Raw genomic sequence first — 12,135 nt, 5'->3', positions numbered from 1 at the left:
CGCTGGAGATTGGCAACCTTTGGAACAAGAAGCACCCGAACGAACGAATTCCCCGATCAAAAGCCCTGGTTGAGCAGGCCGTCGATGCCTACATCTCTTCGGTTGAGTTGGGTCTGTGCGCCGATGATCACCATGCATGGCGGCAACTTGATCGTGCCCTTGAACTTGCCATCCTCGTCAAAGATTCCACGCGAATTGCGACCGCACTTGAAGCAGCCTTTGTCTTCGCCCGCAAAGAAGCAAGGCTGCCCAAGGCCAGTCACTGGTGGAACCTTCATGGAATGGTGTGGGGGGTTAAGGGGTTGAGCCTCTCGCAAGCGCAAACCGATGAACTCCTTGGGTGGCTAAACGAAGCCCTCAGGCGGCATTCCGACGAAGCCAATCCACGCGAATACGACCCGCACTGGGCAACCGACGCGGCAGAGATGCTGAGGCTCTGGCATCTAAAGCTAGGGCAACCGGAACTTGCCCTTCTAGCTGTAAAGAATGCTGCCGTCGCCTTTGAAAAGATGGCCGCGAAAGCAGATGGCGTTACAGCAATTGCGTGGCTAGCAACCCCGCTCGATTCGGTTCGAACCCTGCAGAGCACGTTACAGGCGAAAGCCAAGAGCGAAGCAGCTGCAAAGTTCTACAGCCTGTGGGACAAGGTGTGCCGGGAAGATGTCTTGCACGAGGCGTACCGGAGGTGCCGCGCCAATCGCGGTGCGCCGGGCGTGGATGGCGAGAGCTTCTCGATCATCGAAGACCGAGGGCTGAAAGACTGGCTGCAAAGACTGAGGCAGGAGCTGCGCACCAAGCAGTACCGGTGCGCGCCCCTGCTGCGTGTATGGATCCCCAAGGCAAATGGTGGGCAACGCCCCCTGGGCATTCCAACCATCCGCGACCGGGTCGCGCAAATGGCGGTGCTGTTGGTTCTTGGACCGATCTTCAACGAAGATTTGTTCCCCTGGCAGTACGGCTTCCGCGAAGGCCTGGATGCCAAGATGGCGCTTCGCCGCATTCACTTCGGCATTGCCGATCGTGGGGCGCGCGAGGTGGTAGACGCCGATCTGGCTGACTACTTCAACACAATTCCGCATGGAGACCTGCTGCGCTGCGCCGCACGTCGGGTCTCAGATGGGACGGTGCTGGCGACGATACGCCAGTGGCTTGACGCGCCGGTGGTTGAGCGCGTGGCCGGCGGCGGCGAAATCCGCACGACGGTCGCGCGCGACACAAACCGTGGCACGCCCCAAGGGGGAGTGATCTCGCCGTTGCTGGCCAACCTGTACTTCCGTCGCTTCATGCTGGCGTGGTATCACGGTGGGTACGCGCGGCGGCTGCAAGCCGAGGTGGTCAACTATGCCGACGACTTCGTCATCCTGTGTCGTGACGGCATGGGGGAGGAGGCGATGGCAACGATGCGGCGACTGATGTCCAAGCTCGGCCTGACGGTCAACGAAACGAAGACTCGACTGGTCAAGCTGCCCGACGAGCGATTCGACTTCCTGGGCTACACCGTGGGCAAGTTCTACGGGTTCCGGGGCCGACCCTACTGGGGCACGGCGCCGTCGAAGAAATCGATCAAGCGCCTGCGGGGACGCATACACGACGAGACGACCAACCGGTGGAACGCCACGACGCCGGCGGACCGGGTTGAAGAACTCAACCCCATCTTGCGCGGCTGGGCGAACTACTTCGATCAAGGGCCTGTTAAAGATATTTACAAGTCCGTTGACGACTACACCGCGAGGCGTCTGAGGATCTGGCTGCGAAGACGAAGCGGCAAGCGGGGGACGGGGTACCGCCAATACTCCGACCAGTACCTCTACCAAAAGTTGGGGCTGATATGCCTGCTGCCGATTAAGCGCGGCCGCTCGAACGCGAAGGCTTGATGCGTCGGAAGAGAGCCGGATGCGGGAAATCCGCACGTCCGGTTCGACGAGGGGGATGTGGAGACGGAGTTACGGTCGGGCTCATAGGGCACCGCCAACCGAAAGGGGCGGAAACAGCGATGCCTTGACCTACTGCCACCGCGCCACATCTCTACTCTACCGATGGGCAGAGCCGGGTCGTCCAGGTAGCGCGTGAGCGCTGCCCAGCGGTGGAGGCTGTAGTCGATGGCCTTGGCCGTGGCGCCGCCATCGGCAACGAGGCGCCGCTCCAGACTCAGCCAATGATGTAGCTCCTCCCACAGCGGCTTGGCCAGTCGTTGCCGCTGAGCTCTTCGTTGTTCGTCATCGAGGCCCTTGAGTTCACCCTCGACTTCGTAGATGCGAGCGAAGCGCCGCAGCGCATCCAGCCCGACGGGACTGGTGCCGACCTTGGTCAGTTCTTCGAAGTTGCGGCGTGCATGCGCCGCGCAGGCAGCGCTGATGCGACCGGGGTAACGCTGCGGGTCGACCACGGTGTCGTAGGCGCCGTAGCGGTCGGTGAGCAGTGTCCCGGTCCATCGTCGCAAGCCGAGCCTGTCGTCGCCGCCCAGGAATGCCACGGGGTACTGCGCCCCGCGGCCTCGGCAGAATTCGTAGACGACACCCGGCATCGCGTCGTGCCAACTTCGCGCGTAGGCCCACATGTAGGCCTTGCGGGTCTTGCCCGCTCCGGGGTCCAGCAGGGCCACCGACGTCTCGTCCGCATGCAGCACCGGGCAGTCCAGGACGAAGTGCTTGTGCAGCTCGTACAACGGTTCCAGCGCTGCGCCGACCTGGCCCGCGCCGGCCGCCAAGGTCGAGCGCGGGGTGTGCACGCGTGAACGGGCGTTGATGCTCTCCTGCCGGTAGTACGGCAGGTGGTCCACGAAGCGGCTGATGGCGGTGTGCGCGAGGAACCCGCTGGCGGCGATGCCGCCCTCGACGATCTCCGGCACGCTGGGCGCCTGCTTGAGCACCTGGCAGTGCCGGCATGCCCACTTGCCGTAGATGTGGCGATGCACGAAGAACTCCGCCGGCACGATGTCCAGCCGCTCGGTGACGTCTTCGCCGATGCGCTTCATGGCGCGTCCGCAGCCAGGCTCCTGGCAGTCGGTGCTGTCGGGCTCATGGCGATGCTCCACGCGGCGCAGGTGCTCGGGCAAGGCGTTGCGACGGGGCTTGCGCGGCGCCGCCTTGGGCTTGGTGCCGGCGGCCGCTGCGGCTGCCTCGGCTTCGCGGCGCAGCCGCTCCAGCTGAGCCTGCAGCGCGGCCTCGTCCTCGGCCAGCGTCTCCTCGAACAGGCGCCGCTGGTCGGCGTTCATGGCCTCGGACTTGGACCCGTACGTCCAGCGCTTCAGGCGCGCGAGCTCGAAGTTGATCTTCTCGATCTTGGCCTCGCGCAAGGCGATCTCGCGGTCCTTGCGCTGCAGCTGCGCGTCGCGCTCGGCCAGCGCTTGGTCACGCTGGGCGAGCTGCTGCGTCTGCTCCTGCACCTGTTGGCGCAGTTGGGCGATCAGCGCAGCGACCTCGGGCGAGAGGCCCTGTGGTTCAACGGGGGGAAGACCAGGTATGCCAAGCATGCGTGGCATCGTGCCAGGGCTGGCCCATGAGGCCTATCGGCAGATGCACTGTCAACCGATTCACGGGACGCGCCCGCCACGCTCAAGCCCGCGTGATGCTGCTGTGCTCGGGCAGGCGCTGCCACGGCAGGCCCAACACCAGCGCGTCGAACTGCGCAGCGGTGAGCGCCAGGGATGGCGTGGAGCCCGCCGCCCAGACAAAGCGCCCGACGTTCAGCCGTCGGGCGGCGCACCACACGCCGAAGCCGTCGTGCACGAGCAACTTGATGCGCGTGCCACGCGCGTTGGCGAAGAGGTAGCCGTGGTGGGCCTGGGCGACGCCGAACACCTGGACCACGCGAGCGAGCAGCCGCTCGGTGCCTGCACGCATGTCGATGGGCTCGGCCGATAGCCACATGGCATCAATGCGGATCATCGAAGCAGCTCGCGCATCCAGGTCGCGCACTCAGCCGCCGCACTGACCGGCCACGTCACCGTGACGGCCGCCGCGCCGCGCTGCAGCTCAATGCGGATGTCGACTTGCGCAGTGGGAGCGGCGGGCGGCGGCAGGTTCACCGGCACGAACAGAGTCTCGCGCCGAGTCGCCTGCACCGGTTGTTCAGCAACCTGGGCGAGGTCGCGCGCCGGCGGCTTCATCTCGGCCTCGCGCACCCAGCGACGCAGCAGATTGGCGTTGACGCCGTGCGCCATCGCCACGGCCGCCACCGACATGCCGGGTTGCATGCAACTGGCCACCGCGCGCGCCTTGAATTCGTCGCTATGCACACGCCGCCGCCGGCGTGGACCGGCCTGATTGTTAAGAATAGTAGTCACGTGTCCACCAAGAGTTATGGTGGACACGAGGCTCCTAGGCTTCGGCCCGGGGTTCAAGATGGGGTGGCTGGACGCTCACACTTCTACGTCGGAGACGACGATGATGACGAAGACCAGGACGACGGCAGCGACGCTCTCCATGTCTATCGGAAATGGCTGCACACCACGTTTGGACTGGAGGCCGTCAAGGATCCGGATCTGGTGGTGAAGGCCGCACAGGAGCGGTGGCAAGCCCCGTTTGATGCCTGGAAAGACAACTTCTTGGGCTGAGTGCGGGGGCGGACCCCGGCGTGAATCTCAGCGGGAGGGTCGAGCCGCTGAGGCTGATGGCGGGCCGGAGTCCGGCCATGTCAGGGGCTCGCACCGACTGCGCTCCAGTTGATCGACCAACTGGCGGGCGGGCAGGGTCTGCAGGACCGAGCCTGCAAACACGGACACGGTGGCATCCGGTGCCAAGCCGGCCTCACGCAAGGCGCTCGAATACTGCGAAGGGTGCAGGCGCCGGATGATGCACAGGATGTAGAGCTTGCCTTCGGCATTGGCCTGCGGAAGGGCCTGGACGAGTTGCTGGGCGGGCCAGGCCTTTGCCAGTTTGCGTGCTGCGCGTTCTTCGGGTGATTGCTCGGCGGGGGTGCCCACCCAGCCCCAGGCGTAGAAGCGAGCGTGCAGCAGGGGCTCAGGCAGAGAGGGCGCTTGCGGGAGCGCTGCCGCGATTGCTGGAACAACGGCAGCACTTAAAACGGAAATGGCCAACTGGCGCAGCCATCTGCGAATGGGAGGGAAGTTGGCCATCGATGCTCCTTAGTTTCTAAACCGTGGGTTGTCGCAGGAACCAGGAATTCCGCTTCCTGGATTGATATACACGTCAAATGGAGTGCATGAGCGCATATCAACCAAGTTCTCGCTGAGGCGCGACCCTTCGATTTTTAGTCCGCCGCAAACGAGTTCACATTGCTCAACAGTCAATTCGGTCATGCTTTCTGCATCATGGGTCACTTAGTTCCTCCTGTTTTAAAAACGGAAGCGACCAGGCCTTTTCGCTGGAGTCAATGTAGAACCGAACTTGATGGCATGTCTTGTGGGATATGTCCTTAGCTGATTTAAGCTAGCTTACGCCGAACCCATCTATCGTGGAAATGCACGCTTAGATTGTGTTCAAGTGAGGCGAGAGGATGCGGACGTCGGTTGGCGCTGCCACTTAGGCGTCGGTCACTGGCGTCTGGAAGCTGTAGACGTCCGAGCATCCCTCACGATCGAAGTTTGCGAAGACGGCGTGCTGCGGGAGGTCCCAGCGAGCCAGCGCCAATTCCTCGTCAAAGAAGGCTGGCTGTCCGAATACGGATGACAGCTGCTTCAATGTCAAGCCAAATTCAAGCGCATGCGGCAATGGCCCGTCAAATCGCGAAAAATCTGAGTCCTTTGCACCATAGAAGCTGATGCACTCAAACACAAGTGCGCCTTCCGGATACTCTCGCATGGGCTGATCCAAATAGCGCTCGCCGGTGAAGATGATTTCGATCCCAAGATCGTGCCGCAGCAAGTGTGCGTTGGTTGAGTCTCTTGGCAGCCGGGGCTTTCCATGGAACCCCAACGCATCCAAAAACTGCTTTAGTTGCGTTTCAGGATAAAAGGTGCCCAGGAGTTCCGTAACGTTCGAAAAGTTCATGCTATCGCGTTCCAACCATCACTTGAAAATTGGGAGATCACTGATCTGCTCCAGCCATCCCTTTCACGCGCTGTGAGCCGGGTCAGTCCTCGGTTCAGGGAAGAGGGAGCTCGCTCGGCGCTGAGGGCTCGCCTCTTTCGTACAACCTGCTGGAATGGGCGCCTGATAGCCAGCGGTGGATTGCGTCGTTCTACGAGAGCGTGAACGGCGGCGCGTTCCGCGAAGTCGTCGCGTCCGTTTCGCCGGAGAACGCGAACAGACGTTGACGCTGACGATGAGCCTTAGAGACCCGTGGGCTCGTAGACCGCACCATGTTCCGCGGCCGAGGCTGCGATGAAGTCGCTCAGCCCAGTTGTCGGGATAGCTTGGTCGGGCAAGGATTCAGCCCACCTTGCCCTTGTTTCCCGCACTAGCTTGGTCCTGGGGCTGCAGCGCGGCGCAGCGGGATCGCGGCTTGATGGGCATCCTGTAATCGACAGGCCCGAGGATGCGTAACGCGCGCAGGCCCAACTCGTCTAGCTTATAGAGCACGGTCGTCTGCGACCACGGGTAGTACAGCGTCAAGGTACGCAAACCGCGCTCTTTGCGAGGCGGCGGCGGAAGCAGTTCAAATTGATAACTCATGGGGCTGATTCAATCCTTGCCGCAGAGGCTTCACCACACATAGCGCGACCTGATTAGTAATGTGCCTCAGACCCGCCTCTGATAGCCAGGATAGGGCGAGCCGGACAGCGAGCGACGTCCACGATCAGCCGTGCGAGCAAGTCGCGCAGATCGAAACGGTGATTGAAGCGATAGGCGAATGCGGCGAGATGGCTGTCGGCGTGCTGGGGCCAGCTCAACGAGTGGAATGCGCCGTGCAGCGTGGTTTTAAGGTTGCCCAGGATCGTGTTGACCCACTGGAACTGCGGCAGGTCGCGCGGCTTGCGGTCGCCCACGACGACGGGCTTGTGCGTGCAACCCGCCGTCGTCACTGCCGCGAAGCAGCCCAGCCCGTCGCTGACGATCAGCGAGCCTGGCGCCAGGCCTTGATCGCCTCGGCCGTGAAGCCGCTGATGCGGTTGAGCTTGAGGAATTGCGGACGCCCCTTGTCGTTGAGCGACACGGCCGCCACGAACGGCGATTTGTTCTCCGAGCCACGCCCGGGCTTGCCCGGCAGCAAGGCCTGCTACCGCGCGAAGTGCTGTTGTTCACTCCAAAGATCTTCATTGGTCGGCCCTGCAGAACCCCGCCAACCCTCATGAACACTAGGTTTTTGGGGTGAATGTCGATGGTCAGAACTCCTAGGAAGCTATTCAATCCGCAGCGATTGCTGGGAGTTTTGGGAGGCGAGTTGATGGCCACGGACGACTTCTTCAGGGCGCGACTGGACGGCACCGTCCCGTGGACTTCGACTCGCTCCCCTCGCGGTATCTCTCGGTTCTGTCCAGGCCGACGCGCTAGGGGGGCGCAACTACGGAGGCAAGCGCCCACCCGTGGCAAACGTGCTCTTGCGGATACCTCTCCTTGCCTCGTGCCACTGCACAATCCACCCGATGCGACCACTCCCCATGCACCGCCGATTCATGCTCCAGCTCACTGCGGCCTGGACGCTGGGTCCCACAAGCAGTCTCGCGGGCCCCGCAGCGGCTCTGGCGACGCGCCCGCCAGCGGGGTTCACGGATCTGATGCCAGCATTCTGGAAGCCTTATGACCAAGGCCGGGCGTTCGACCCGCTCCGGCGTGTCGAACGACTGATGGCCGAGTTTTTCGAGCCCAACGCTGCCGCATACCGGCTGGCAGGCCTCACTGTGACCTCGCCGCGGGTGCGGGCCTGGCTTCCCAAGTTCGACGGCATGGCCGACGCCGCCCGACGCTTGCATCGTGCCTTTGCGGCCATGTACGAAACCCAGCAGGCCCATTTCACACAGGCCTTGCCTGACTTTCAAGTCAAGGTCTCCCCGGTCTGGCTGATGCCGTCTCTGTTCACGTTCGACGCGCATCTGGAGCCCCAGGGCCCCGGTCAACCCTTGCCGCTGTTCTTCGCCCCGGATGGCATCCTGCGCTTTCACGGTGTTGATGCGGACCCTGCCGTGTTGTTTGCCCACGAGTGGTTCCACTGCTATCACGCGCAGCGCGCACCGCTGATCAGCCTGGATCCGGCGCCGCGTGTGCACGAGGCTTTGTGGGTCGAGGGCTTGGCCACCTACGCAAGCCAGCAACTCCATCCAAATGCCACCCTGACGCAGGTGCTGCTGGACGACGCGGCACTAACCGCCACACCTCCTGCCGTGTTGCAACGGGCCGCGCGGGCCATGCTCGATGTGTGGGAGAGCCAGGACCCGGCGGCATCGATACCTTTTCTGGACACGGGTTATCGCGGCGCCTGGCCCCCTCGCGTTGGCTACTACGTCGGCCTACTGGCCGCGCAGCAACTGGGCCAACGGACGCCCCTGCAAGAGATGGCGGGATGGGACCGTGGGCACCTCTCCCAGCGCTTGCGCCCCGTTGTGGAATCGCTCAGCAAGGGCTGAGCATGGCGTGATCCCCCCGATCCGGACGTCCCCTGCGGCGTCTCCACCCCGTCGGCTCCGTTAACATCCGCGCCCTTAACAAAACGAAATATTGCCGACACGCCGGACTGTTTTCGAGAACAGCCCGGTGTGCCCGGCGAATATCCTCCATCGGGAGCGGAGCTTGACCGACCACCACCGCGCCGCCGCGATTGGCGCGCTCATTGCAAGCTTGAGCCTGAGCGCGCAAGCACAACAACTCGATCTGAATGTTTCAGCGACCCTGACGGGGACCACCAACACGGTGAGTTGCCTGTGGGAGGCGCCGGGGTGTGTGCCTTCCACCTCCACCGTGGCTTTGACGCCGCAGCAATGGGGCCAGTCTCTGTCCGTGGACCTTGGCGTCGGAGGGAGCCCGGACCTCTTCGCATTCGACTTCAGCGGTGCCGACCAGTCGCGTTACCAGGGGACGCTGCAGACCATGGCCTCGCAGCCGCTGAGCCACCCTGCCGATCTCACGAAGGCCATGGGCATGCTTCAGCCGTTCGGAATCACGGTACCTGTGGATGCTGCGGTCAGCGGGTCCGTCGGCGCCACCGTGGATCGGGGCATTTGGTGGTCGGCCCCAGACAGCCAGGGCCAAGGCTACCGCCAGCTCTCGATTCAGCAGAGCCTGAGCTGGGTGGAAGGCGGCTCACAGTATTGGGCATCGCTCCTCATCTCCCGCTCGGAACAGGTGGCGGCAAACACTCTCGATCAGAACCCACTCATGTCCGCCCAGTCGTTTACCGCCTTGCTGAGGGACGACTTTTGGTGTGCCGCCTGCACGAATACGGTCAGCCTGCAGTGGGTGACCAGCACGGGTGCCGTCTCGCACTCCGTCGACTACTCAGGTGTCATCACCCAGTTCTCGGCCAGTGTTGTACCGGAACCCGCCTCCTACGCCATGATGGCCTCCGGCCTGGGTCTTCTGGGCTTGTGCATCCGTCGCCGGCGTCCGTCCCAAAAGGTGATGGCCGGCCACTGATCCGCACAGCCGCCGTCATTCCCCGGCGGGCCCCAAAACACCGAAGCCATCCCCGCAGCCCCTGATCGGAGCTGCTTGGGGATGGCTTTCTTCCGGTTGCCACATCAGCCGCCAGCGTTCAGCCGGCGGCTTGCGCGCTCAGCCGCCGCGCATCAACGCGCCTGCTCCACACGCTGCGCATTCAGGCCGTCCGACACCACCAGCTCGAACTTCCCGCCGGCCGGCAGGGCGCTCGTGTCCAGCGTCGCCTGACCATTCTTCAGGTCCTGCGCCAGGTTCAGCCGGCGGGTGCCGTCTGTCCAGGTCACGCTCAGGAAAGGCGTGGCTTCGGCATCCCAGCGGAACACCGCCTGGCCACGGGTCTCCTGCACCTGCACCAGCGCCTTGCTGGTGCCTGCCGCCAGAGAGCGCTGACGGGCATTGGTGGCGCGGGCCGCCACTTGCGTGAGCGTGCTGCCATCACGCAGCACACTGATGCTGGCGATGTTGTCCAGCTTCGGCACCAGCACGCGGAAGTGCAGCAGTTCACCCTCATGGTCCAGCGCTTGCGGCGTGAAGGCGTAATCCACGATCTGGCCGGCCGAGGTCTGCAGGCGCAGCACATACGGGCCGCTGCTGGTTTCAGGCTTGGACACCAGCGTCTTCACCGGATTGATCTCGATCTGCTTGCCGCGGATGCTGCCGCTGATCAGCAGCACGTCCTGGTCCGGCGCTGCATTCACCGAGGCCGCCTTGGTGGTGGGGCCGTCGGCCGGCGTCAGGAAGGTCTGCATCAGGCGGTAGTTGTAGTCCGAGAAGACCACACCACCGCAGTAGCTCATGATGTCGTGACGGTCCGTCGGGCGCGGGTCATAGAAGGTGTTGGTGTCGGACAGGAAGCTCCAGATGTAGCGTCCCGGCTTGCCCAGGTTGGCGTCCGGGTACGGATAGTTGGGGTCCGGTTCACCAGCGCCGCCGCAGGCCGCATGCGGCAGCGAGAAGTTGTGGCCCAGCTCGTGCGCCACCACGTCGCGCACCGTGTCCGGCGCACTCGGCATGTCAAAACTCACCGCCGAGTTGCCCGGCATGTAGCCCAGGCCGGCCAGGCCCCAGGTGCGTTTGGGGATGAAGCCGAAGTAGTAGTCCTGGCGGGCTGCGCGTTCCAGCGCATGCAGGTCGGAGAGTTCACCCAGGATCTTGCCGAAGGCGTCGCTCCATTGGTCGTCCGTGGTCGGCAGGGTCGTCACACGGGTGGACACATAGGTCGGATGCGTCTGCGCCGTGACCGTTGATACCGGGAACAGCGCGCGCAGGTGAGCGCTCTGGTCCGCCGGGAGTTGGCCGGTGGTGCTGGCGATCTTCACCGCGATCGGGATGAAGCGCATGGCGGTGCCGCCGCCCACACGCGGCGTGAAACTTTGCGCCGCCACACCGGCCACATTCACCGTCACCTTCAGGCCGGCCTTGACCAGCTCGGCCGGCACCGTCACGGTGTAGGCATCGTCAAAGGACGGAACGGCCGAGACGGTCGTTGGCAGACCCCGGCGCGGGGCGGCCAGCGTCAGGTCGCGGCTGGTGCCGTCCACGGTGTTCTCCACCTTCACCGTGGCGGTGGGCATGGTGGCGGGCGATGCCGGCGTCGTCACATTCACCTTCAGCAGCGCCGGTTTGCCGGCCACCAGGACCAGCTGGTCGTCATTGCTGCCATACAGCATGGACTGGGCAAACTGCACCGAGGCCAGCGTCAGGTTGCTGGGGGTCGGGGCAGGCGCAGGGGCCGGAGAAGGAGCGGGGGCCGGGGCAGGCGCCGGAGCGGGCGGGGGCGCGGTCGGTGCGGTGATGCGGACCGACGACACCACATCGTTGAAACGAGACGGCACCAGCGACGGCGTATTCGCCGTCACGGTCAGCACCCGGCCGCCATAGTTGATGTCGGAGAACAGCTCCACCTTGTAGCCCGTCGGCACCTTCAGCGAGGACGCCCGGTCATTCCAGGTGCGGCCGATCCAGCTGGAGCTGCTGGTCAGGCAGAGGCTGGCGCCCACATAGTTCACGTGCTCGAACAGGCAGACCTGCGATGCCGTGGCCGAGGCGGTGCTGCCGGAAGCACCCAGGCGGGCTTCCTGCGCATTCGGTTCACTGCCGCCGCCGCAACCGACCAGCAGGCCGGCAACCGCCAGGGACAGAGAGAGAGGATGCAGCCGCAGCGTGCTGGTCGCGCCGGAGGCGCGCGTGGAAGACACAGTCATGGAAAGTCCTTGCAATGTTGTGTCGCCCCAGAGGCGTGGGCGAGGCCGTGTCCGAACACAAGGGGCGGCAGCCGCCATGGCCGGGCGAGGCGCGATTATTCGGAGCGGACGCCCAAGAACGGTGCAACACGACTTGCAGATTCGTAAGCGCAGGAAAGCGGTTTCATCCCCTTGAACAGCGGTGATCCGCTGGTGGTTCAGGGCGCTGAAGGCCCCGCGCTCCAGGGAGGCGTGGGCGGCGCAGCCGACTAGAGATGAATCGGCGGGGGCGCCGTGCCTCCAGCGCGGGTGCGACACGCTGTTAACGGTGTGTTGCTTCTTGATTGCTGCGGGTGTCAGCCACGACAAACAGCTTGCATCCGGGCTGTCGCGGCTTCCTGGGACCCGCGATGCGAGAGCCGCCATGAAAAAAGGGGAGCGTTGCTCCCCTTCAGTCG

Annotated in this window: 11 protein-coding genes and 1 pseudogene; 4 read left to right on the top strand and 8 right to left on the bottom strand. The window is 64.1% G+C overall.

The annotated features are described in order from the left end of the window. Positions 1 to 107 precede the first annotated feature (107 nt). Positions 108 to 1,874: a group II intron reverse transcriptase/maturase gene (gene ltrA, locus OU995_RS03525; protein ID WP_267834012.1), complete on the top strand. Its 1,767-nt coding sequence runs from the start codon at positions 108 to 110 to the stop codon at positions 1,872 to 1,874. On the opposite strand, the gene tnpC is transcribed toward ltrA, so the two are convergent. The 3 genes from tnpC to tnpA all read right to left on the bottom strand — a co-directional run bounded on the left by tnpC (position 1,808) and on the right by tnpA (position 4,285). Further along, entirely contained in the window at positions 1,808 to 3,472 is a 1,665-nt protein-coding gene (tnpC, locus tag OU995_RS03520) for an IS66 family transposase (protein ID WP_267834009.1), read from the bottom strand. The two genes, ltrA and tnpC, sit on opposite strands and share 67 nt — an antisense overlap. 82 nt (positions 3,473 to 3,554) lie before the next feature. Next, the gene (gene tnpB / locus OU995_RS03515; RefSeq protein ID WP_267834008.1) at positions 3,555 to 3,887 is read right to left on the bottom strand and encodes an IS66 family insertion sequence element accessory protein TnpB; all 333 of its coding nucleotides are present in this window, start codon (positions 3,885 to 3,887) and stop codon (positions 3,555 to 3,557) included. Further along, entirely contained in the window at positions 3,884 to 4,285 is a 402-nt protein-coding gene (gene tnpA, locus OU995_RS03510) for an IS66-like element accessory protein TnpA (RefSeq protein WP_267834006.1), read from the bottom strand. Before tnpA ends, tnpB begins: the two co-directional genes overlap by 4 nt. A 63-nt stretch (positions 4,286 to 4,348) precedes the next feature. Here tnpA and OU995_RS03505 point away from each other — a divergent pair, with 63 nt between their 5' ends. Continuing rightward, entirely contained in the window at positions 4,349 to 4,555 is a 207-nt protein-coding gene (locus tag OU995_RS03505) for a hypothetical protein (RefSeq protein WP_267834004.1), read from the top strand. Between the two features lie 27 nt (positions 4,556 to 4,582). Here the strand turns inward: OU995_RS03505 and OU995_RS03500 are convergent, their stop codons facing one another. From OU995_RS03500 to OU995_RS03485, 4 genes and pseudogenes are all read right to left on the bottom strand, one after another. Continuing rightward, positions 4,583 to 5,077 carry a hypothetical protein gene (locus tag OU995_RS03500; protein ID WP_267834003.1) on the bottom strand — a complete coding sequence of 165 codons (495 nt, stop codon included), beginning with the start codon at positions 5,075 to 5,077 and terminating at the stop codon, positions 4,583 to 4,585. 406 nt (positions 5,078 to 5,483) lie between these two features. Continuing rightward, positions 5,484 to 5,951 carry a hypothetical protein gene (locus tag OU995_RS03495; RefSeq protein WP_267834002.1) on the bottom strand — a complete coding sequence of 156 codons (468 nt, stop codon included), beginning with the start codon at positions 5,949 to 5,951 and terminating at the stop codon, positions 5,484 to 5,486. A 381-nt stretch (positions 5,952 to 6,332) separates the two neighbouring features. Beyond that, a complete protein-coding gene (locus OU995_RS03490) occupies positions 6,333 to 6,575 on the bottom strand; it encodes a hypothetical protein (protein WP_267834001.1) in 243 nt (80 codons plus the stop codon). Between the two features lie 53 nt (positions 6,576 to 6,628). Next, a pseudogene (locus tag OU995_RS03485) lies at positions 6,629 to 7,104 on the bottom strand (IS1595 family transposase); the annotation flags it as partial. 583 nt (positions 7,105 to 7,687) lie between these two features. Here OU995_RS03485 and OU995_RS03480 point away from each other — a divergent pair. Together OU995_RS03480 and OU995_RS03475 are read left to right on the top strand one after the other, a co-directional pair. After that, the gene (locus OU995_RS03480) at positions 7,688 to 8,464 is read left to right on the top strand and encodes a hypothetical protein (RefSeq protein WP_267833999.1); all 777 of its coding nucleotides are present in this window, start codon (positions 7,688 to 7,690) and stop codon (positions 8,462 to 8,464) included. Positions 8,465 to 8,627: 163 nt separating this feature from the next. Continuing rightward, on the top strand, positions 8,628 to 9,470 hold the full coding sequence (locus tag OU995_RS03475) for a PEP-CTERM sorting domain-containing protein (protein WP_267833997.1): 843 nt from the start codon (positions 8,628 to 8,630) through the stop codon (positions 9,468 to 9,470). A 152-nt stretch (positions 9,471 to 9,622) separates the two neighbouring features. On the opposite strand, the gene OU995_RS03470 is transcribed toward OU995_RS03475, so the two are convergent. Then, positions 9,623 to 11,698, bottom strand: coding sequence for a peptidase inhibitor family I36 protein (locus tag OU995_RS03470; protein WP_267833995.1), 2,076 nt, complete (start codon positions 11,696 to 11,698; stop codon positions 9,623 to 9,625). Between the last annotated feature and the right edge of the window lie 437 nt (positions 11,699 to 12,135).

The sequence above is a fragment of the Roseateles sp. SL47 genome, assembly GCF_026625885.1.
GTDB lineage: Bacteria > Pseudomonadota > Gammaproteobacteria > Burkholderiales > Burkholderiaceae_C > Roseateles.
The sequence above is the reverse complement of the archived record's forward strand: the minus strand, read 5'-3'. Positions and strand labels throughout refer to the sequence as shown.